Source organism: Enterobacter sp. SORGH_AS_0287 (assembly GCF_031453695.1).
Lineage (GTDB): Bacteria > Pseudomonadota > Gammaproteobacteria > Enterobacterales > Enterobacteriaceae > Enterobacter > Enterobacter ludwigii.
The window spans coordinates 24,210-45,257 of sequence record NZ_JAVIZW010000001.1; the positions used below are offsets into that span (position 1 = coordinate 24,210).

At 55.9% G+C, this 21,048-nt stretch carries 18 protein-coding genes and 1 pseudogene; 15 read left to right on the top strand and 4 right to left on the bottom strand.

What is annotated here, in order from left to right:
- The 6 genes from lepB to acpS all read left to right on the top strand — a co-directional run bounded on the left by lepB (window position 1) and on the right by acpS (window position 4,688).
- The gene (lepB, locus tag QE396_RS00115; protein ID WP_020883003.1) at window positions 1-975 is read left to right on the top strand and encodes a signal peptidase I; all 975 of its coding nucleotides are present in this window, start codon (window positions 1-3) and stop codon (window positions 973-975) included.
- Window positions 976-1,197: 222 nt separating this feature from the next.
- Window positions 1,198-1,878, top strand: coding sequence for a ribonuclease III (rnc, locus tag QE396_RS00120; RefSeq protein WP_003860711.1), 681 nt, complete (start codon window positions 1,198-1,200; stop codon window positions 1,876-1,878).
- Window positions 1,875-2,780 (top strand): GTPase Era, encoded by a 906-nt coding sequence (gene era, locus QE396_RS00125; RefSeq protein ID WP_014171212.1) that lies wholly within the window; start codon window positions 1,875-1,877, stop codon window positions 2,778-2,780. The genes rnc and era overlap by 4 nt, the downstream gene beginning before the upstream one ends.
- Before the next feature lie 11 nt (window positions 2,781-2,791).
- On the top strand, window positions 2,792-3,499 hold the full coding sequence (recO, locus tag QE396_RS00130; RefSeq protein WP_014171211.1) for a DNA repair protein RecO: 708 nt from the start codon (window positions 2,792-2,794) through the stop codon (window positions 3,497-3,499).
- A gap of 77 nt (window positions 3,500-3,576) precedes the next feature.
- Window positions 3,577-4,308, top strand: coding sequence for a pyridoxine 5'-phosphate synthase (gene pdxJ / locus QE396_RS00135; protein ID WP_020883005.1), 732 nt, complete (start codon window positions 3,577-3,579; stop codon window positions 4,306-4,308).
- Window positions 4,308-4,688 carry a holo-ACP synthase gene (gene acpS / locus QE396_RS00140; RefSeq protein ID WP_014171209.1) on the top strand — a complete coding sequence of 127 codons (381 nt, stop codon included), beginning with the start codon at window positions 4,308-4,310 and terminating at the stop codon, window positions 4,686-4,688. Before pdxJ ends, acpS begins: the two co-directional genes overlap by 1 nt.
- On the opposite strand, the gene QE396_RS00145 is transcribed toward acpS, so the two are convergent.
- Entirely contained in the window at window positions 4,685-4,945 is a 261-nt protein-coding gene (locus tag QE396_RS00145) for a YfhL family 4Fe-4S dicluster ferredoxin (protein WP_020883006.1), read from the bottom strand. The two genes, acpS and QE396_RS00145, sit on opposite strands and share 4 nt — an antisense overlap.
- Before the next feature lie 56 nt (window positions 4,946-5,001).
- Window positions 5,002-5,850, bottom strand: a complete 849-nt coding sequence (locus QE396_RS00150) for a MurR/RpiR family transcriptional regulator (protein ID WP_014171207.1) — start codon at window positions 5,848-5,850, stop codon at window positions 5,002-5,004.
- Window positions 5,851-5,968: 118 nt separating this feature from the next.
- Here QE396_RS00150 and murQ point away from each other — a divergent pair, with 118 nt between their 5' ends.
- From murQ to tadA, 4 genes are read left to right on the top strand one after another with little or no spacing between them, the layout of a single operon-like run.
- On the top strand, window positions 5,969-6,862 hold the full coding sequence (murQ, locus tag QE396_RS00155; RefSeq protein ID WP_020883007.1) for an N-acetylmuramic acid 6-phosphate etherase: 894 nt from the start codon (window positions 5,969-5,971) through the stop codon (window positions 6,860-6,862).
- 11 nt (window positions 6,863-6,873) lie between these two features.
- Window positions 6,874-8,235: a PTS transporter subunit EIIC gene (locus tag QE396_RS00160; protein ID WP_020883008.1), complete on the top strand. Its 1,362-nt coding sequence runs from the start codon at window positions 6,874-6,876 to the stop codon at window positions 8,233-8,235.
- Between the two features lie 3 nt (window positions 8,236-8,238).
- Window positions 8,239-8,874: a phosphatidylglycerophosphatase C gene (gene yfhb, locus QE396_RS00165; RefSeq protein WP_020883009.1), complete on the top strand. Its 636-nt coding sequence runs from the start codon at window positions 8,239-8,241 to the stop codon at window positions 8,872-8,874.
- Between the two features lie 24 nt (window positions 8,875-8,898).
- Window positions 8,899-9,438: a tRNA adenosine(34) deaminase TadA gene (tadA, locus tag QE396_RS00170; RefSeq protein WP_020883010.1), complete on the top strand. Its 540-nt coding sequence runs from the start codon at window positions 8,899-8,901 to the stop codon at window positions 9,436-9,438.
- Here the strand turns inward: tadA and mltF are convergent.
- Complete coding sequence (gene mltF / locus QE396_RS00175) at window positions 9,326-10,876, bottom strand: membrane-bound lytic murein transglycosylase MltF (RefSeq protein ID WP_014171200.1); 1,551 nt, start codon at window positions 10,874-10,876, stop codon at window positions 9,326-9,328. The genes tadA and mltF overlap by 113 nt on opposite strands.
- A gap of 267 nt (window positions 10,877-11,143) precedes the next feature.
- Between mltF and purL the strand changes: the two genes are divergently transcribed.
- The 5 genes and pseudogenes from purL to glnB all read left to right on the top strand — a co-directional run bounded on the left by purL (window position 11,144) and on the right by glnB (window position 19,498).
- Window positions 11,144-15,031 carry a phosphoribosylformylglycinamidine synthase gene (gene purL / locus QE396_RS00180; protein WP_020883011.1) on the top strand — a complete coding sequence of 1,296 codons (3,888 nt, stop codon included), beginning with the start codon at window positions 11,144-11,146 and terminating at the stop codon, window positions 15,029-15,031.
- Between the two features lie 534 nt (window positions 15,032-15,565).
- A complete protein-coding gene (qseE, locus tag QE396_RS00185) occupies window positions 15,566-16,993 on the top strand; it encodes a two component system sensor histidine kinase QseE/GlrK (protein WP_025203453.1) in 1,428 nt (475 codons plus the stop codon).
- 1 nt (window position 16,994) lies between these two features.
- A pseudogene (gene qseG / locus QE396_RS00190) lies at window positions 16,995-17,745 on the top strand (two-component system QseEF-associated lipoprotein QseG).
- On the top strand, window positions 17,742-19,079 hold the full coding sequence (glrR, locus tag QE396_RS00195) for a two-component system response regulator GlrR (protein ID WP_014171196.1): 1,338 nt from the start codon (window positions 17,742-17,744) through the stop codon (window positions 19,077-19,079). The pseudogene qseG and the gene glrR overlap by 4 nt, the downstream one beginning before the upstream one ends.
- A gap of 80 nt (window positions 19,080-19,159) precedes the next feature.
- Window positions 19,160-19,498: a nitrogen regulatory protein P-II gene (gene glnB / locus QE396_RS00200; RefSeq protein WP_003860685.1), complete on the top strand. Its 339-nt coding sequence runs from the start codon at window positions 19,160-19,162 to the stop codon at window positions 19,496-19,498.
- A gap of 95 nt (window positions 19,499-19,593) precedes the next feature.
- Here glnB and hmpA read toward each other — a convergent pair whose 3' ends face one another.
- Window positions 19,594-20,784, bottom strand: a complete 1,191-nt coding sequence (gene hmpA / locus QE396_RS00205) for an NO-inducible flavohemoprotein (protein ID WP_020883013.1) — start codon at window positions 20,782-20,784, stop codon at window positions 19,594-19,596.
- Window positions 20,785-21,048 lie beyond the last annotated feature (264 nt).

Below are 21,048 nucleotides of genomic sequence, written 5' to 3' on the forward strand. Positions count from 1 at the left end.
ATGGCGAACATGTTTGCCCTGATTCTGGTCATTGCTACCCTGGTGACAGGTTTGTTGTGGTGTCTGGATAAGTTTATTTTCGCCCCAAAACGCCATGAACGTCAGGCTGCCGCACAGGCAGCCACTGGCGATGGGCTGGACGCGAAAACCCTGAAGAAAGTCGGCCCTAAACCGGGCTGGCTGGAAACCGGGGCATCGGTATTTCCGGTGCTGGCGATTGTGCTGGTTGTCCGCTCGTTTATTTACGAGCCGTTCCAGATCCCGTCTGGTTCAATGATGCCAACGCTGCTGATTGGCGATTTTATTCTGGTTGAGAAGTTTACCTACGGGATTAAAGATCCGATCTACCAGAAAACGCTGATCGAAACCGGTCATCCAAAACGTGGCGACATCGTGGTGTTTAAATACCCGGAAGATCCGCGTCTGGATTACATCAAGCGTGCAGTGGGTCTGCCGGGTGATAAAGTCACCTACGATCCGGTGGCGAAAGAAGTTACCGTTCAGCCTGGCTGCAGCTCCGGCACCGCGTGTGAAAACGCGCTGCCAATCACTTACTCAAACGTTGAGCCAAGTGATTTTGTGCAGACCTTTGCTCGCCGTAACGGCGGTGAAGCGACCAGCGGTTTCTTCCAGGTGCCCAAAGGCGAGACCAAAGAGGACGGTATTCGCCTGGTTGAACGTAAAGAGACGCTGGGTGATGTGACCCACCGTATCCTCACCGTGCCAATCGCGCAGGATCAAGTGGGGATGTACTACCGGCAGCCAGGCCAACAGCTGGCCAGCTGGATCGTACCACCGGGACACTACTTCATGATGGGTGATAACCGCGATAATTCCGCGGACAGCCGTTACTGGGGCTTTGTGCCGGAAGCGAATCTGGTAGGTAAAGCGACCGCTATCTGGATGAGTTTTGAGAAGCAGGAAGGCGAATGGCCGACCGGCGTTCGCCTGAATCGTATCGGCGGGATCCATTAATTCTCATTAAATGAACGCGTAGCCGCGTTAATTAGCGGCTACGTGAATTATTTCAGCGATAAATCTCTTTGGACTAACGACATCCCCTGTCGTTGTGTATAGAATATTCCCCCGAAGTTTAAGGTTGGCCCTGCAAGGGTGCCACGGCACACGAAACCGCGTTGGTCTTCTCAGGTCGGTTTCGTGTGCTGCATTTTTGACGCATTCATTTACTGGTATCGCATGAACCCCATCGTAATTAATCGGCTTCAACGGAAGCTGGGCTACACTTTTCATCATCAGGAGTTGTTGCAACAGGCATTAACCCACCGCAGTGCCAGCAGCAAGCATAATGAGCGCCTCGAGTTCCTGGGTGACTCTATTTTAAGTTTCGTGATCGCGAATGCGCTTTATCATCGTTTCCCACGTGTGGACGAAGGTGATATGAGCCGCATGCGCGCGACGCTGGTTCGGGGTAATACCCTGGCGGAAATCGCTCGTGAATTTGAACTGGGCGAATGTCTGCGACTTGGGCCGGGTGAACTGAAAAGCGGCGGCTTCCGTCGTGAATCTATTCTTGCCGACACGGTCGAAGCATTAATTGGTGGTGTGTTCCTGGACAGCGATATTCAGACCGTAGAAAAGCTGATCCTTAACTGGTATCAAACCCGTCTGGACGAAATCAGTCCGGGCGATAAACAAAAAGATCCGAAAACGCGTCTGCAGGAATATTTGCAGGGTCGCCACCTCCCGCTGCCATCCTATCTGGTGGTACAGGTGCGGGGCGAAGCGCACGATCAGGAATTTACCATCCATTGCCAGGTCAGTGGCCTGAGTGAACCGGTGGTCGGCACAGGTTCTAGCCGTCGTAAGGCTGAACAGGCTGCCGCCGAACAGGCGTTAAAAATGCTGGAGCTGGAATGAGCGAAGAAAAAACGTATTGCGGGTTTATTGCCATCGTCGGACGTCCGAACGTTGGCAAATCTACCCTGTTGAATAATCTGCTTGGGCAGAAAATTTCCATTACTTCCCGTAAGGCGCAGACCACGCGTCACCGCATCGTCGGTATCCACACGGAAGGCGCCTATCAGGCGATCTACGTTGATACCCCGGGCCTGCACATGGAAGAGAAGCGCGCCATCAACCGCCTGATGAACAAGGCGGCGAGCAGCTCTATTGGCGACGTAGAGCTGGTGATTTTCGTGGTGGAAGGCACCCGCTGGACGCCTGACGACGAAATGGTGCTCAACAAACTGCGCGACGGTAAAACGCCGGTGATCCTTGCGGTCAACAAAGTGGACAACGTGCAGGAAAAAGCCGATCTGCTGCCGCACCTGCAGTGGCTGGGAAGCCAGATGAACTTCCTTGATATCGTCCCGCTGTCTGCCGAGACCGGTCTGAACGTCGATACCATCGCAGGCATCGTGCGCAAACATCTGCCGGAAGCGATTCATCACTTCCCGGAAGATTACATCACCGATCGTTCTCAGCGCTTTATGGCCTCTGAGATCATCCGTGAAAAACTGATGCGTTTCCTTGGCGCGGAACTGCCGTACTCCGTAACGGTTGAGATTGAACGTTTTCAGACCAACGAACGCGGCGGCTATGACATCAACGGCCTGATCCTCGTTGAGCGTGAAGGGCAGAAGAAGATGGTGATCGGCAACAAAGGTGCCAAGATCAAAACCATCGGCATTGAAGCGCGCAGAGACATGCAGGACATGTTTGAAGCCCCGGTTCACCTTGAACTGTGGGTGAAGGTGAAATCAGGCTGGGCCGATGATGAGCGTGCATTGCGCAGCCTCGGTTACGGCGACGACGTCTAAGACTGAACATCGTGGATGGATGGCAGCGTGCCTTTGTCCTCCATAGCCGTCCGTGGAGCGAGACCAGCCTTATGCTGGACGTTTTCACGGAAGAGTCGGGCCGTGTGCGCCTTGTTGCTAAAGGCGCACGTTCCAAACGCTCCGGCCTGAAGGGCGCCTTACAGCCTTTCACTCCGCTGCTGGTACGCTTCGGCGGGCGTGGGGAAGTCAAAACCCTGCGCAGTGCCGAGGCCGTCTCTCTGGCGCTCCCCCTTTCTGGTATCACGCTGTACAGCGGTCTCTATGTCAACGAACTCATCTCACGTGTTCTGGAGCATGAGACTCGCTTCTCTGAACTTTTCTTTGATTACCTGCACTGTATCCAGGCGCTGGCCGGCGCAACCGGTACGCCCGAACCTGCCCTGCGTCGTTTTGAGCTGGCGCTGCTTGGACATCTGGGCTACGGGGTCGATTTTTTGCATTGTGCAGGGAGCGGAGACGAGGTAGAGGATGCGATGACCTATCGCTACCGTGAAGAAAAAGGCTTTATCGCCAGCGTCGTGATAGATAACAGCACCTTTACCGGGCGACAGCTTAGAGCGCTGTATGCGCGTGAGTTTCCCGATCAGGATACCCTTCGCGCAGCAAAACGCTTTACCCGGATTGCGCTCAAGCCGTATCTTGGCGGCAAGCCCTTAAAGAGCCGCGAATTGTTCAGGCAGTTTATGCCGAAACGTTAACGTATCAGACCCTCGCTCCAGCCCTCTCACTGAGGGAGAGGGAGGCAGGGACACGAACTAAAATACCGAGGATTGTCATGGCTGAATTACTGTTAGGCGTCAACATTGATCACATCGCCACGCTGCGTAATGCACGCGGCACGGCTTATCCCGATCCGGTTCAGGCGGCGTTCATCGCTGAGCAGGCTGGCGCCGATGGCATTACCGTTCACCTGCGTGAAGACCGCCGTCATATTACCGACCGCGATGTGCGCATTCTGCGTCAGACGCTGGACACCCGCATGAACCTGGAGATGGCGGTCACGGAAGAGATGCTGACGATTGCCTGCGAGACGAAGCCGCATTTCTGCTGCCTGGTACCGGAAAAACGTCAGGAAGTGACCACCGAAGGGGGCCTGGACGTGGCGGGTCAACGCGACAAAATGCGTGATGCCTGCAAGCGTCTGGCTGAGGCAGGTATCCTGGTCTCTCTGTTCATCGACGCCGATGTAGCACAGATCAAAGCGGCTGCCGAAGTGGGCGCGCCCTATATTGAAATTCATACCGGCTGTTACGCTGATGCGAAAGACGAAACTATGCAGTCCAAAGAGCTGGAGCGTATCGCCAATGCGGCCACCTATGCCGCGAGCCTGGGTCTGAAAGTTAACGCCGGGCATGGCCTGACCTACCATAACGTCAAGGCTATTGCAGCCCTGCCAGAAATGCATGAGCTGAATATCGGCCACGCTATTATTGGCCGTGCGGTAATGAGTGGCCTGAAAGAGGCGGTCTCAGAAATGAAACGCCTGATGCTGGAAGCGCGTCAGTAATGGCTATTCTGGGCTTAGGCACCGATATCGTTGAAATAGCCCGCATTGAAGCGGTGATCGCCCGTAGCGGCGATCGCCTGGCACGACGCGTGTTGAGCGATAACGAATGGGCCATCTGGGAGACGCATCAGCAGCCGGTACGTTTTCTGGCCAAGCGCTTTGCCGTCAAAGAGGCGGCAGCCAAAGCCTTCGGCACCGGTATTCGTAACGGTCTGGCGTTTAACCAGTTTGAAGTGTTTAACGATGAGCTGGGTAAACCGCGCCTGCGTTTATGGGGTGAGGCGCAAACGCTGGCAGAGAAACTCGGCGTAAATCACATGCATGTCACGCTCGCCGATGAACGACACTACGCCTGCGCGACGGTGATTATCGAAAGTTAAAGTTTGTCCGCGTGATGCAGCAGGACAAACTTATCCCAAAGCTGCTCTTCGCTCTCGACGTGTGCCGGATCCTTCAGGATGGTATTGGGGATTGGGCACACTTTCTGACAGGTCGGCGTTTCGTAGTGGCCGATGCATTCAGTGCAGCGGTCGCTGTTAATCTCATAAATGCTCTCGCCCATCGAAATCGCCTGGTTCGGGCATTCCGGTTCGCACATATCGCAATTGATGCATTTTTTGGTGATTAACAGCGCCATCAGGAAATTCTCAGAAACAACACAAACAGGGCGGGCATTATACGCTCATTACCTGTTCAAACCAGTTTTTTTACCAGCTCTTCACTGTGCCGGATACGCTCTGGCGCATGCTCCAGATCCTGTTGCACCAGGGCCATAAACAGCAGGTCGGTCAACATCATTTGCGCACTTGTCGAGGAGATCGCTGCGCTGCGCGTGGCCTGCTCTTCCGCGATAGTATATAAACAGCGCGTAGCCCGCTGCTGCAGCGCGTTGGGAGTAAACCCGGTGATGGCCAGAATCTTACCGCCTACGCGTAAGGCTTCATCGGTAGCCATATTGATCTCGCGGCGTTCGCCGGAATAGGAGATCGCCAGCAGCAGATCGTTAGCATCCATCGCCTGCACGGTCGCCAGCAGGGCGTGCATATCCTGCTCGACAATGGCGTTGTAACCTATTTTTGTCAGCTTCCAGCCAAAGTTACGTGCCACCAGTCCGGACGCGCCTATCCCGGTCAAAATAATACGTCGCGCTGCACGCAGCATCGCCACGCTTTCCAGTAATTTTTCTTCGGTATTCACATCAAGGGTGGCATGCATGGCCGCGACATTCTCTTTGATGAGCTTCTCTCCCACCAGACGCATCGGGTCATCGCCACGAATTTGATTATGCACCGGCATCGACTGCGGATTGGGGTTACTCACCAGTGCTTCGCTAATCGCCAGCTTGAGAGCCGGGAAGCCTTTAAAGCCAATCTTCTGGGCAAATTTCACCACGCTCGATTGACTCACTCCGGCCTCACTCGCCAGCTGCTGCGAGCTGAGATGGCGGGCATGGTCGGGCTGAGAGAGCAGAAAATCCGCCAGCTTTTTGTCGCTTTGAGCAAAGCCTGCATAACGCTGGCGAATGCGAATTAAACAGTTCATAGGTTCTCCTGGCGAAATTGTGATTGTCTGCGCAAATACGAATTTTGCTCGCCTGAATGAATTTTATATTCCATTATAGTGAGATTATTATGAATTAAAAATTCTTGAGGTACAAAAGATGAATCTTGGCTCACTTGTTTCTGAAACGCGTAACCCACAAACCATGGATCTGGATGCGCTCAGCACCCTGGAGCTGGTTAACCGTTTTAATCAACAGGATACGCTGGTCGCGCAGGCAGTGAAAGAGACATTACCGGAGGTGGCGAAAGCCGTCGATGCGGCGGCGGAAGCATTGAAGGCCGGTGGTCGCATTATCTACATGGGCGCCGGAACCAGCGGGCGTCTTGGTGTGCTGGATGCCTCTGAATGCCCGCCAACGTTTGGTGTGCCGCACGGTCTGGTGGTCGGGTTGATTGCTGGCGGCCCTGGCGCGCTGCTGAAAGCCGTGGAAGGAGCGGAAGACAACAAACAGCTCGGCGAGAATGACCTGAAGGGGCTAAATCTGACCGCTCAGGATCTGGTTGTTGGGCTGGCGGCCTCCGGGCGTACGCCGTACGTTATCGGCGGTCTGGAGTATGCCAACAAGACGGGCTGTACCACGGTGGCGATTTCCTGTAATCCTGGCTCGCCGATTGCGCAGGTCGCTGCTATCGCTATCTCTCCGGTTGTCGGCCCGGAAGCGTTAACCGGTTCTACGCGGCTGAAATCCGGCACCGCGCAAAAGCTGGTGCTCAACATGATCTCCACTGGCGCGATGGTGAAGTTTGGCAAGGTTTATCAGAACCTGATGGTGGATATGCAAGCGACCAACGTCAAGCTGGTGGACAGAGCCTGCCGTATGGTCATGGAGGCGACGGGAGCAAGCCGCGAAGAGGCGGAGGCGGTACTGAAACAAACCGATCACGATGTTAAACCGGCCATTCTGATGATCCTGAGCGGACTGGACGCTGCGGCCGCCAGAGCAAGGCTCAATGCCCATAACGGGTTCTTACGGGCGGCATTAGAAAACTAACAGAGGCGTGTATGGACAAAACAGCAGCGCTCGCCAGCGATATCCTGCAGGGGATCGGTGGGGAAAAAAATATTCAGCGTCTGGAAAACTGCATGACGCGCGTGCGCGTCGAGGTGCGTAACGACGAGCAGCTTGATGTGCCGCGTCTGAAGCAGCTTTCCGGCGTGAGTGGTTACGTTAAACAGGGGCAACAGCACCAGCTGATTGTCGGGCCGGGAAAGGCGGCGCAGGTTGTGGATGCCATGCGTGCGCTGATGGTCGGCGGCGAGAGCGTGGCGATCGATGACGTCGAACGTACGAAGGCGCAGGCAAAGGCCCGATACAAAGCCCCCATGAGCGATGCGCTGCGACAACTGGCCAACGTCTTTATTCCGCTGATCCCGGCGTTTATTGCCTCTGGCTTAATCACCGGGATCATCAATATTCTTAAGCGTCCGGATATCGTAGGGGACTTCGCGACCCACTACCCTAATTTATTAGGCATTCTCGGTATTTTCGGCAGCGCCGTGTTTGCCATTATGAACATTCTGGTGGGGGTCAACACCGCGAAGGTTTTTGGCGGCTCGCTGGCCATGGGCGGGGTGATGGCAGGTATTCTGTCCAGCCCACAACTGGCGCAGATAACCCTGTTTGGTGAGGCGCTCCAGCCTGGACGCGGCGGGGTGATTGCCGTGCTGCTGGTGGTCATCCTGATGTGCTGGATCGAGAAGAAACTGCGCACTCTCCTGCCTGGATCAATTGAGCTGATCCTCAATCCACTGTTAACGACGTTAATCACCGGCAGCGTGGCTATTGTGGCGTTACAACCGCTGGGGGGCTGGATCTCTGAGGCCATCGCCCATGGCGCATCGCTGGCTATCGATCGCGGCGGTCTGTTAGTGGGTGCCGTGCTGTCAGGCACCTTCTTGCCGCTGGTACTGACCGGTCTGCATCAGGGGCTGGTGCCGATCCACGTCGAGCTGGTGCAGGCGCACGGTTACAACGCGCTGCTGCCCATCCTGTCGATGGCTGGCGTGGGGCAGGTCGGGGCGGCGATTGCCGTACTGATGAAAACCCGCAACGCGCGGCTGAAAAAAGTGATCAAAGGTGCGCTCCCGGTCGGATTACTCGGAATTGGCGAGCCGCTGATTTTCGGCGTCACGCTGCCGCTGGGGAAACCGTTCCTCGGTGCTTGCCTGGGAGGGGCGGTAGGCGGAGCGCTGATCAGCTACTGGAAAGTGGCAACGGTGATCACCTTCGGGATCTCCGGGCTGCCGCTGGCGCTCACCATCGTGACCGGAAAAGTTATGCTCTATCTGTTAGGCTATCTGGTAGCGGTGATCGCCGGGTTCCTGTTTACCTGGCTGTTAGGATTCAACGATCCAGAGGAGTAAGGTTTGGCAAATCACGAGCGTCGCGTTGTTTTTTTCGACCTGGACGGTACGCTGCATCAGCAGGATATGTTTGGTACGTTTATGCGCTACCTGCTGCGGCGTCAGCCTTTGAATGCGCTGCTCGTATTACCTCTCTTACCCGTAATTGGCATTGCGCTGCTGCTAAAAGGTCGGGCAGCGCGCTGGCCAATGAGCCTGTTGCTCTGGGGCTGTACCTTTGGACGCAGCGAAGCGCGGCTTAAACAGCTTCAGCAGGACTTTGTGCACTGGTTTCGCGGGCATGTGACCGCGTTTCCGGTTGTTCAGGCAAGGCTCACCAGCTATCTCGACGCGAACGATGCCGACATCTGGTTGATTACCGGATCCCCGCAAGCGCTGGTGGAACAGGTCTATTATGATACCCCGTGGCTGCCGCGGGTGAATCTTATCGCCACGCAAATTACCCGCGGGTACGGTGGATGGGTACTGACCATGCGCTGCCTGGGGCATGAAAAGGTGGTGCAACTGGAGAAGCGAATCGGTACGCCACTGCGTCTTTACAGCGGCTACAGCGACAGCAAGCAGGACAACCCGCTGCTCTATTTTTGCCAGCATCGCTGGCGCGTCACGCCCGCAGGCGAACTTCAGCAACTCGAATAGTCTTATCTATAGCGGGTGTGTATAATGCCGCCCGCTTTTAGACTGGAGTATCAACCGTTGTGCAACCCTGAACGCGATCATGAATACTGGATGCGCCATGCGCTTACGCTTGCCCAGCGCGCCTGGGACGAGGGGGAAGTGCCCGTGGGTGCTGTGCTTGTCCACAATAACCAGGTGATAGGGGAAGGGTGGAACCGCCCGATTGGCCGTCACGATCCGACTGCGCACGCTGAAATCATGGCCCTTCGTCAGGGCGGAATGGTGCTGCAAAACTATCGTCTGCTTGATACCACGCTGTATGTCACGCTTGAGCCGTGCGTTATGTGTTCCGGCGCGATGGTGCATAGCCGTATCGGCACGCTGGTCTTTGGCGCGCGGGATGAAAAAACCGGAGCGGCCGGTTCGCTGATGGACGTACTGGGACACCCGGGAATGAACCACCAGGTGCAGACTATCGGTGGGGTACTTGCACCAGAGTGTGCGGGGCTATTAAGTGATTTCTTTCGAATGCGCCGTCAGCAGAAAAAGCAACAAAAGGCAGAATTGAAGTTGTCGGGCGAGTAAGTTCGTCCGGTGCCACCACCGGATAACTCTGGGCCAGCTGATTTGCCTCTGCCGCCTCTTTTTCCTTCTCCAGCAGATAACCCACCAGGCTAATCTGATATTTACGGATATTTTCCACGTAGGCGTAGGCTTCATGCCCGCGTGCGTAACCGTAGGTCAGCTTGTTGTACCACGGCTTCTGGCTCAACAGCGGCAGGCGCTGTTTTACGTCTGACCAGCTGTCCGGGTTACCTTTCGTTTTCGCCGTCAGCGCGCGCGCGTCAAGCATGTGCGCATAACCCATGTTGTAGGCTGCCAGCGCAAACCAGATCCGTTCCTCTTCAGGCACCGTCTCCGGCACTTTGCCCATCATGTCCTGCAGATACCGTGCGCCGCCGCTGATGCTCTGTTCTGCATCGGTACGGTCAGTCAGCCCAAGGCTCTGAGCGGTATTTTTAGTGAGCATCATTAAGCCGCGAACGCCAGTGGGCGAGGTGGCCTGAGTATCCCAGTGGGATTCCTGATAAGAGATCGCTGCCAGTAATCGCCAGTCGATCTCCTGGGCATACTTTTCAAATAACGGCTGCAGGTCTGGCAGCACGCTATCGACCGCGCGCAAGAAGCTTCGGGTGTCGACGTAATCAAAATCGTCACCGTGGCCGAGGTATTTCTCTTCCAGACGCGCCAGCGTACCGTCTTCATTGATGGTGTTGAAGAAATCGAGCATCGCCGCAGAGAGGGTCTGATCGTCATCAAGCTGGCTAAACCAGGTCACCGGCTGTTCGTCTGTCACGTCCAGCGCCACCGCGATTTCGGGGTGCACGCGCTGGAAAAGGCTGATCGCGACCGAATCAGCGATGGTGTAGGGCAGTTTTTTATCTTTTACCTGGTCCAGCAGCTCAGTCGTGCCGAGCTTAGGATCAACCGTCCAGCTCAGGTCCGGGAATTTCTTCTCCTTGAGCTCACGCAGATCGTCAATCACGACGTGACCCGGGGCGATGGTCAACTGTTGTGCATTAATCGCCGCCAGCGTTCGCGGGCGCAGGCTCCCGACCCGGTAGACCAGCTGTTGCGAAACGGAGTAGTAGGTTGGGCCTGGCTGATAGTTCTTGCTGCGCTCGCTGTTGTACACCAGCCCGGCCGCAAGGATATCGGCATCGTTGTTATCCAGGTCATCAAACAGCTGGCTGATATTCTGACGGACGGTAATTTTGAGCTTCACGCCAAGATAGTCGGCAAACTGCTGCGCCAGTTCATAATCCAGGCCAATCGTTTTGCCGTTAATGTCGCTGTAAATCAGCGGCGAGTTGAGGGTACTGACGCGCAATTCCCCCCGCTCCTGTATGGCGGCGATACGGTTTTCGGCTTTACCGAACCAGGGGATGGAAGGCCAGAGGGCCACTGCCAGCAGCAACGTTACAATGCCGATGAGCAGATAATTAATCTTTAATTTTTTCAATTAGTTAATTCTCTGCGACGCCGGATGCCTCAGTATGCTGTAGCCATGTTAAGAATAAGGTTTGCCATTGAATGAGCGGCATTTTGCGTAAAGTTACGCCACTTGGCAACAAATTAGAGAGAGAGGTCACATCTATTGTTAAACGTAAACGTTGATTTTATTTCGACGCAAACGGTTTCGTCGACGCTCAGGATTCTCTATAATGACGCCCGTTTTCCCCCCTTGCGCACACTGTAAGCGCCCCGGCGCTTCGAAGACGAGAGACTTATGATGGAAATTCTGCGTGGTTCGCCTGCACTGTCTGCCTTCCGTATCAATAAACTGCTGGCACGTTTTCAGGCAGCCGACCTTCCGGTAAGCAATATTTACGCTGAGTATGTCCATTTTGCTGACCTGAATGCACCCCTGAATGCAGAGGAGCGAGTACAGCTGGAACGCCTGCTCAAATATGGTCCAAGCCTGAGCAGCCATACGCCAACCGGCAAACTGATCCTTGCGACGCCTCGTCCAGGCACCATCTCCCCCTGGTCTTCCAAAGCCACCGACATCGCCCACAACTGTGGTCTGAACCAGATTAACCGTCTGGAGCGCGGCGTGGCGTACTACGTTGAAGCCTCTACCCTGACCGATGCGCAGTGGCAAACCGTTGCCGCTGAGCTGCACGACCGCATGATGGAGAGTGTCTTTGCCTCTCTGGACGATGCGCAGAAACTCTTCTCCCACCATCAGCCTGCGCCGGTACAGAGCGTCGATTTGCTGGGGCAGGGCCGTCAGGCGCTGATTGACGCCAACCTGCGTCTCGGTCTGGCACTGGCAGAAGACGAAATTGACTACCTGCAGGATGCGTTTGTTAAGCTGAACCGCAACCCGAACGACATCGAACTTTACATGTTCGCTCAGGCAAACTCTGAGCACTGCCGTCACAAGATTTTCAACGCCGACTGGATTATCGACGGTGAAGAGCAGCCGAAGTCGCTGTTCAAAATGATCAAAAACACCATGGAAAAAACGCCTGACCACGTGCTGTCTGCCTACAAAGACAACGCCGCGGTGATGGAAGGTTCTGACGTGGGCCGCTTCTTCGCCGATCGCGAAGCAGGGCGCTATGATTTCCATCAGGAGCCGGCGCATATTCTGATGAAAGTCGAAACGCATAACCACCCGACGGCGATCTCGCCGTGGCCGGGTGCGGCGACCGGGTCTGGCGGGGAAATCCGCGACGAAGGCGCAACCGGACGGGGGGCTAAACCAAAAGCCGGTCTGGTCGGTTTCTCCGTCTCCAACCTGCGCATCCCGGGCTTTGAACAGCCGTGGGAAGAGGATTTCGGCAAGCCGGAACGTATTGTGACCGCGCTGGATATCATGACCGAAGGCCCACTGGGCGGGGCGGCGTTCAACAATGAATTTGGACGTCCTGCGCTGAACGGTTACTTCCGTACCTACGAAGAGAAAGTGGAGAGCCACAACGGCGAAGAGCTGCGCGGCTATCACAAACCGATCATGCTGGCTGGCGGGATCGGTAACATTCGCGCCGATCACGTGCAAAAAGGCGAGATCGTAGTCGGTGCGAAGCTGATCGTCCTGGGTGGCCCGGCAATGAACATCGGCCTGGGCGGCGGGGCTGCCTCCTCTATGACCTCCGGTCAGTCTGATGCGGATCTCGATTTTGCATCCGTACAGCGTGATAACCCGGAGATGGAACGCCGTTGCCAGGAGGTCATTGACCGCTGCTGGCAGTTGGGTGATGCCAACCCCATCCTCTTTATTCATGACGTAGGCGCGGGCGGTCTGTCCAACGCCATGCCGGAGCTGGTCAGTGACGGTGGTCGTGGCGGTCGCTTCAACCTGCGCGACATCCTGAGTGATGAGCCAGGCATGAGCCCGCTGGAAATCTGGTGTAACGAATCCCAGGAACGTTATGTTCTGGCCGTCGCTGCCGATCAGTTGCCGCTGTTTGACGAGCTGTGCCGCCGCGAGCGTGCCCCGTATGCCGTCATCGGTGAAGCGACCGAAGCGCTGCACCTGTCCCTGAGCGACACCCATTTCGACAACCAGCCGATCGATCTGCCGCTGGACGTGCTGCTCGGCAAAACGCCGAAGATGACCCGCGACGTTGAGACCCGTAAAGCGGCTGGCAAAGCGCTGGATCGTCAGGGCATTACCGTGGCTGACGCGGTCAATCGTGTTCTGCACCTGCCGGCCGTGGCGGAGAAAACCTTCCTAGTCACCATCGGCGACCGTACCGTGACCGGTATGGTGTCGCGCGATCAGATGGTTGGCCCGTGGCAGATCCCGGTGGCTAACTGTGCCGTCACCACCGCGAGTCTCGACAGCTACTACGGTGAAGCGATGGCGCTGGGCGAACGTACCCCGGTTGCTCTGCTGGACTTCGCCGCGTCTGCTCGCCTGGCCGTTGGTGAAGCACTGACCAACATTGCCGCAACGCAGATTGGCGACATTAAACGTATCAAACTTTCCGCGAACTGGATGGCCGCAGCGGGCCACCCGGGCGAAGATGCGGGCCTGTATGAAGCCGTGAAGGCGGTGGGTGAAGAGCTCTGCCCGGCACTTGGCCTGACCATTCCGGTGGGTAAAGACTCCATGTCGATGAAGACCCGCTGGCAGGAGGGTAACGAGCAGCGCGAGATGACCTCTCCGCTGTCGCTGATCATCTCCGCGTTTGCCCGCGTAGAAGACGTGCGCCATACCGTGACGCCACAGCTGGTGACTGAAGATAACGCCCTGCTGCTGATTGACCTGGGTAAAGGCCATAACGCACTGGGAGCGACCGCGCTGGCGCAGGTTTATCGTCAGCTGGGTGATAAGCCGGCAGATGTACGTGATGTGGCGCAGTTAAAAGGTTTCTACGACGCCATCCAGTCCCTGGTGGCACAGCGTAAACTGCTGGCCTACCACGACCGTTCCGACGGTGGCCTGCTGGTTACTCTGGCTGAGATGGCCTTCACCGGCCACTGCGGCGTCGAAGCGAACATCGCGACGCTGGGCGAGGATCGTCTGGCGGCGCTGTTTAACGAAGAGCTGGGCGCGGTGATTCAGGTGCGTGCCGCAGATCGTGACGCGGTTGAAAGCGTACTGGCTCAACACGGCCTGGCAGATTGCGTGCATTATCTGGGTAAAGCCGTGCAGGGCGACCGCTTTGTCATTGAAGCGGATGGCCACGCGGTGTTCAGCGAGAGTCGTTCTACCCTGCGTATGTGGTGGGCTGAAACCACCTGGCAGATGCAGCGCCTGCGTGACAACCCGGAGTGTGCCGATCAGGAACACAACGCGAAGGCTAATGACAACGATCCTGGCCTGAACGTGAAGCTCTCCTTCGACATCAACGAAGATATCGCCGCGCCGTATATTGCGACCGGCGCGCGTCCGAAAGTGGCCGTACTGCGTGAGCAGGGCGTCAACTCCCACGTTGAGATGGCTGCTGCCTTCTACCGTGCGGGCTTTGATGCCATCGACGTTCACATGAGCGACCTGCTGGCCGGGCGTACCGGTCTGGAAGATTTCCAGGCGCTGGTCGCCTGCGGTGGTTTCTCTTACGGCGACGTGCTGGGTGCAGGTGAGGGTTGGGCGAAGTCCATCCTCTTCAACAGCCGTGTCCGCGACGAGTTTGAAACCTTCTTCCACCGTCCGCAAACGCTGGCGCTGGGCGTATGTAATGGTTGCCAGATGATGTCCAACCTGCGCGAGCTGATCCCCGGTAGCGAAGCCTGGCCGCGCTTTGTGCGTAACCAGTCTGACCGCTTTGAAGCGCGTTTCAGCCTCGTGGAAGTGACCCAAAGCCCGTCTCTGCTGCTGCAGGGCATGGTAGGGTCGCAGATGCCAATCGCCGTTTCCCATGGCGAAGGCCAGGTTGAAGTGCGCGATGCAGCTCATCTGGCTCAGCTTGAAAGCAAAGGCCTGGTGGCGCTGCGCTTTGTCGATAACTTCGGCAAGGTGACAGAATCCTACCCGGCTAACCCGAACGGTTCGGTGAACGGTATCACTGCGGTGACCAGCGAAAGCGGTCGTGCGACCATTATGATGCCGCACCCGGAACGTGTGTTCCGTACCGTGAGCAACTCCTGGCACCCGGAAAACTGGGGCGAGGACAGCCCGTGGATGCGTATCTTCCGTAATGCGCGTAAACAGCTAGGTTAAGCGTACCGCTACTCCCACAGCAGGCCCGGTGCGCGAAAACGCCACCGGGCTTTTTTGTGCCTGTCGCAAAACCGCGACAATCCGCTATTCGTGGTGTCTCCAAAAGGAGACGCTTAACTCATTGAATTCCATAGAGTATGGTGGGTTGTCGTTAAGGTGTTGCTTTTTAGCGACACTTAGCCTGGAAATCATTCAGCGGGCAATTAACGGCATAATTGCATAAAATACATAAATATCAACAAGATAATTTATTGTTTTGCATTATGGCACGAGTGTTGCATAATATTAATCAGTGGCTCATTCACCTTCTTATGTCAGCCCCTTCGGGACGTGCTACATAAACTTCGAATGACGCACAAAAAGGTGCCTGCCGTCCAACTACTGATCATAGCGTTGCTTTATCAGGCCAGGGCGAAACGTCGAGTTAGGCACCGCCTCATTCCATGACAAAGCCGGGTTTTTACCCGGCTTTGTTGTATCTGAAGGGCAGACTCAGTTACGCTCTCCTTAAACCCCGATAAAGAGAGTAATGCGTTGAAACGCTGGCCCGTTTTTCCTCGTTCCCTGCGACAGCTTGTCATGATGGCCTTTCTGCTGATCCTGCTGCCTTTGCTGATCCTGGCATGGCAGGCGTGGCAGAGTCTCAACGCGCTCAGTGCGCAGGCGGCACTGACTAACCGCACGACGCTGATCGACGCCCGACGCAGTGAAGCGATGACTAACGCCGCGCTGGAGATGGAACGCAGCTATCGCCAGTACTGCGTGCTTGACGATCCTACTCTGGAAAAGGTCTATCAGAATCAACGTAAACGCTACAGTGAAATGCTGGATGCCCATGCAGGGGTGCTGCCGGACGATAAGCTTTATCAGGCGTTACGTCAGGATTTGAACGATCTGGCGCAACTGCAGTGTAAGAACAGCGGCCCGGATGCCGCAGCGGCTGCCCGTCTGGAAGCCTTTGCGAATGCCAATACCGAGATGGTGCAGTCTACCCGCACGGTTATCTTCTCGCGCGGGCAACAGCTGCAGCAGGAGATTGCGGAACGTGGCCAGTTCTTTGGCTGGCAGGCGCTGGTGCTGTTCCTCGTCAGCCTCGGTCTTGTTCTGCTCTTTACCCGCATGATCATCGGCCCGGTGAAGGGTATCCAGCGCATGATTAACCGCCTGGGCGAGGGGAAGTCTCTCGGGGATACGGTCGCCTTTAAAGGCCCGCGCGAGTTGCGCTCTGTTGGCCAGCGCATTATCTGGCTTTCTGAACGTCTGGCATGGCTGGAATCCCAGCGCCATCAGTTCTTGCGCCATATTTCCCATGAGCTTAAAACGCCGCTTGCCAGCATGCGCGAAGGAACGGAACTGCTGGCGGATGAAGTGGCGGGGCCGCTTACGCCCGAACAGAAAGAGATTGTCGACATCCTGGATGCCAGCAGCCGCAATCTGCAAAAGCTGATTGAGCAATTGCTGGACTATAACCGCAAGCTGGCGGATGGCGCGGTGGTGCTGGAAAACGTCGATATTGCGCCGCTGGTGGATATGGTGATCTCCGCCCATAGCTTGCCAGCAAGAGCTAAAATGATGCATACCGGGGTGGAGCTCAGTGAGCCAACCTGCCTCGCGGAACCGATGCTGTTGATGAGCGTTCTGGATAATCTTTACTCCAATGCGGTGCACTATGGTACTGAATCCGGTAACATTTATATCCGAAGTTATACGAATGGTTCACGGGTGTTTATTGACGTCGCTAATACCGGCACTCCAATCCCTGATGACGAAAAAACCATGATCTTTGAACCCTTTTTCCAGGGAAGTCATCAGCGGAAAGGGGCGGTAAAAGGAAGTGGGCTGGGCCTGAGTATTGCCCGGGACTGCATACGACGCATGCAGGGTGAGCTGAAAATTGCCACGGACGAACGGTCAGATGTTTGCTTCCGTATTGAACTGCCCCTGAGCCGGAAAAATCAATGAAATGAATCTATGCCTGGTGAGTATGTCACACGTCTTTTCCCGCGCCGTGCGCGCGGTGTTTTCCAGCAATATGTTTCGCCTGAGCCTGCCCTGTTTATTTCTGGCGGGCTGTGTTTCCCATGTGCCGCAAAGTGCGATTAGCGATAAGCAACAAGATAAATGGCCAGATAATCAGCTGGCAGATTTCCTGTCGACCCGCTGTGACGACATCTGGAATCTGTCGGGGCATGACGTCGAGAGCAATCCGCTGTTCTGGCTACGTGGAATAGATTGCGCCCAGCGTCTGGCGCCGGTTGAGGGCGCGCTCGCAAGCGGCGATGCTCAGTGACGATACCTGGCAGGACGCGTTCAAGCGTGGGATTTTACTCGCGGATGCGAAAATCACCCCCGTCGAGCGTCGCACCAACGTCACGCGGCTGGACACGTTTGTCGGAAATCTTCCGGCGCAGGTGCGCCCGGTGTATCAGCTCTGGCGTGATGGTCAGGCGTTACAACTGCAGTTATCTGAAGAGCGTTTTCGCTACAGCAAATTACAGCAATCCACCGACAGCGAGCTAGATACGCTGCGCCAGCAGGAGCAGCACTTGCGTGCTCAACTGGATACCACGACGCGCAAGCTTGAAAACCTGACCGACATCGAAAGACAGCTCTCGACACGTAAACCGGCCGGAAATTATCTGCCTGATGCGCCAAAAGGGTCAGCCGCGACGCCAGACGGTGATGCGCAGAAACAAGAGGATGTGAAGCCATGACAAGCCGAAAACCTGCCCATCTCTTACTGGTGGATGACGATCCGGGGCTGTTAAAGCTGCTGGGGATGCGTCTGGTCAGTGAAGGCTACAGCGTGGTGACGGCGGAAAGCGGGCAGGAGGGGCTGAAAGTCCTGAGCCGCGAGAAGGTTGATCTGGTGATTAGCGACCTGCGAATGGATGAAATGGATGGCCTGCAGCTGTTCGCGGAGATCCAGAAGCAGCAGCCTGGCATGCCGGTGATCATCCTGACGGCGCACGGATCGATTCCGGATGCCGTTGCCGCGACGCAGCAGGGGGTATTCAGCTTCCTCACCAAGCCGGTAGATAAAGATGCCCTCTATAAGGCTATCGACAGCGCGCTTGAGCACGCGGCTCCGTCGAATGATGAAGCGTGGCGGGAGTCTATCGTCACCCGCAGCCCGATTATGCTGCGTCTGCTCGAACAGGCCCGGATGGTGGCGCAGTCAGACGTTAGCGTGCTGATTAACGGCCAGAGCGGTACCGGGAAAGAGATTCTTGCTCAGGCTATCCATAACGCCAGCCCGCGCAGCAAAAACGCCTTTATCGCGATTAACTGTGGTGCGCTCCCTGAACAACTGCTTGAGTCTGAACTGTTTGGTCATGCCCGCGGGGCGTTCACCGGGGCGGTGAGCAGCCGGGAAGGGCTTTTCCAGGCGGCAGAAGGCGGCACACTTTTCCTGGACGAGATTGGCGATATGCCGGCACCGCTGCAGGTCAAATTGCTGCGTGTTTTGCAGGAGCGAAAAGTGCGCCCCCTCGGCAGTAACCGCGATATCGATATTAACGTGCGTATCATTTCGGCCACGCACCGCGATTTACCAAAGGTCATGGCGCGCAACGAGTTTCGTGAAGATCTCTACTACCGTCTGAACGTGGTGAACCTGAAAATTCCGGCACTGGCCGAGCGGGCGGAAGATATTCCGCTGCTGGCAAACCATCTTTTGCGCCAGGCGGCCGATCGGCATAAGCCTTTTGTCCGGGCGTTTTCCACCGATGCGATGAAACGGCTGATGGCTGCAAGCTGGCCGGGCAACGTGCGCCAGCTGGTGAACGTTATTGAACAGTGCGTGGCGCTGACTTCGTCACCTGTCATTAGTGACGCGCTGGTGGAGCAGGCGCTGGAAGGGGAAAACACCGCGCTGCCGACGTTTGCAGAAGCGCGTAATCAGTTCGAGCTGAACTATCTTCGCAAGCTCCTGCAGATAACCAAAGGCAACGTAACCCATGCGGCGCGTATGGCCGGGCGCAACCGTACCGAGTTCTACAAGCTGCTCTCCCGCCATGAGCTGGAAGCAAACGATTTTAAAGAGTAGTACCGCAAAATCTGAATGAGTATGATACTGTGAGCAACCGATTACGAAGCAGCTTACAGGCAAGAGTTTAAGGACCCACCATGAAAAAGATTGATGCGATTATTAAACCTTTCAAACTGGATGATGTGCGTGAAGCGCTGGCGGAAGTGGGCATCACCGGGATGACAGTGACGGAAGTGAAAGGTTTTGGTCGCCAGAAGGGCCACACCGAACTTTACCGTGGCGCAGAGTACATGGTGGACTTTCTGCCAAAAGTGAAAATTGAAATCGTGGTGAGCGACGATATCGTGGATACCTGTGTGGATACCATTATCCGTACGGCGCAGACCGGCAAAATTGGCGACGGTAAAATCTTCGTCTTTGATGTGGCACGCGTGATCCGTATCCGTACCGGTGAAGAAGACGACGCCGCGATTTAATCGTCAGTACCTGATTCCTGATTCAGCCGGGTGGCGCTATGCTTACCCGGCCTGCAAAACCTCACCGGCCGGGAAAGTGTAGCGCCATCGGGCGATTACAGTACTTTATGCGGCCCGAAACATTCGTAATGAATGTTGTCTTTATTCACACCCAACTCCACCAGCTGCTTCGCGGCATACTGCATAAACGCGACCGGTCCGCAGACGTAAAACTGCATCTCCGGCGCGCTGAATGCCCCCTCGTGCTGACTCAAATTCATCAGACCTTCGCTGTCAAAGCGTGCGGCTGCACGGTCGGCATCCGTCGGCAGACGATACCAGGTATGGGCGGTAAAGCATGGCAGACCGGAAGCCAGCGCATTCACTTCATCGGCAAACGCGTGCACTGCACCGTTCTCGGCGGCGTGGAACCAGTTTACCTGCGCGCTGTGGTTTGATTTAGCGAGGGTATCGAGCATCGCCAGCATTGGCGTCTGACCCACCCCGGCTGAGATTAGGGTGACCGGCGTATTCGCCTCAACCGCCATAAAGAAGTCGCCCGCAGGCGCGGCCAGATGAACCACATCACCCACGTTAGCCTCGTTATGCAGCCAGTTTGATACCTGGCCGCCATCTTCGCGTTTTACGGCAATGCGATAACGTTTACCGTCTGGTTTGCGGGTCAGGGAGTACTGGCGAATCTCCTGGTGCGGGAAACCTTCAGGCTTCAGCCACACGCCCAGATACTGTCCCGGCTGATAATCAGCGACCGGCTTGCCATCCACCGACTCGAACTCAAAACTGGTGATGAGCTGGCTGCGCGGCGTTTTCTCGACGATGCGGAAAGCGCGGGTACCTTCCCAGCCGCCAGCCTTACTGGCGTTTTCGCTGTAGATCTGTGCTTCACGGTTAATGAACACGTTTGCCAGCACGCCGTAGGCTTTTCCCCACGCGTCCAGCACCTCCTGGCCCGGGCTAAACATCTCATCCAGTGTGGCCAGCAGATGGCCGCCGACGATATTGTACTGCTCTGGTTTGATCTGGAAGCTGGTGTGCTTCTGCGCAATTTTTTCCACGGCAGGCAGCAACGCCGCCAGGTTTTCGATATTGCTGGCGTAGGCTGCGATGGCGTTGAACAGGGCTTCGCGCTGATCGCCGTTACGCTGGTTGCTCATGTTGAAAATCTCTTTCAACTCCGGGTTATGCGTAAACATACGATCGTAGAAATGGGCGGTGAGTTTCGGGCCGGTTTCGACCAGCAGGGGAATAGTGGCTTTAACTGTGGCGATGGTTTGAGCGTCGAGCATAGCAGCGTCCTTCAGTGGTGTTTTTAATGATGTATTTTAAATGCATCTTATAAAAAATACCCCTGCGTTGTAAATGGTTCTTTGCAACGTGAAAAATATGCATCACAAACCTGAAAAGAAATCCGTTGAAAATGATGAGGGCTTTATTCCTCAAACCCTTGCGTGGCGGGTAGGAAAACGTTTGCGTAAAATCGTTTGTCAAGACCTGTTATCACAGAACTAATCAGTTATACTGTTGCCCGTCGTCCAACAGGACTGCCTTTT

Excerpts from the sequence above, each read along its gene's own strand:
- lepB (WP_020883003.1), top strand. The coding sequence starts at position 1 with ATGGCGAACATGTTTGCCCTGATTCTGGTCATTGCTACCCTGGTGACA.
- rnc (WP_003860711.1), top strand. The coding sequence starts at position 1,198 with ATGAACCCCATCGTAATTAATCGGCTTCAACGGAAGCTGGGCTACACT.
- era (WP_014171212.1), top strand. The coding sequence starts at position 1,875 with ATGAGCGAAGAAAAAACGTATTGCGGGTTTATTGCCATCGTCGGACGT.
- pdxJ (WP_020883005.1), top strand. The coding sequence starts at position 3,577 with ATGGCTGAATTACTGTTAGGCGTCAACATTGATCACATCGCCACGCTG.
- acpS (WP_014171209.1), top strand. The coding sequence starts at position 4,308 with ATGGCTATTCTGGGCTTAGGCACCGATATCGTTGAAATAGCCCGCATT.
- QE396_RS00145 (WP_020883006.1), bottom strand. The coding sequence starts at position 4,945 with ATGGCGCTGTTAATCACCAAAAAATGCATCAATTGCGATATGTGCGAA.
- QE396_RS00150 (WP_014171207.1), bottom strand. The coding sequence starts at position 5,850 with ATGAACTGTTTAATTCGCATTCGCCAGCGTTATGCAGGCTTTGCTCAA.
- murQ (WP_020883007.1), top strand. The coding sequence starts at position 5,969 with ATGAATCTTGGCTCACTTGTTTCTGAAACGCGTAACCCACAAACCATG.
- QE396_RS00160 (WP_020883008.1), top strand. The coding sequence starts at position 6,874 with ATGGACAAAACAGCAGCGCTCGCCAGCGATATCCTGCAGGGGATCGGT.
- tadA (WP_020883010.1), top strand. The coding sequence starts at position 8,899 with ATGCCGCCCGCTTTTAGACTGGAGTATCAACCGTTGTGCAACCCTGAA.
- purL (WP_020883011.1), top strand. The coding sequence starts at position 11,144 with ATGATGGAAATTCTGCGTGGTTCGCCTGCACTGTCTGCCTTCCGTATC.
- glrR (WP_014171196.1), top strand. The coding sequence starts at position 17,742 with ATGACAAGCCGAAAACCTGCCCATCTCTTACTGGTGGATGACGATCCG.
- glnB (WP_003860685.1), top strand. The coding sequence starts at position 19,160 with ATGAAAAAGATTGATGCGATTATTAAACCTTTCAAACTGGATGATGTG.
- hmpA (WP_020883013.1), bottom strand. The coding sequence starts at position 20,784 with ATGCTCGACGCTCAAACCATCGCCACAGTTAAAGCCACTATTCCCCTG.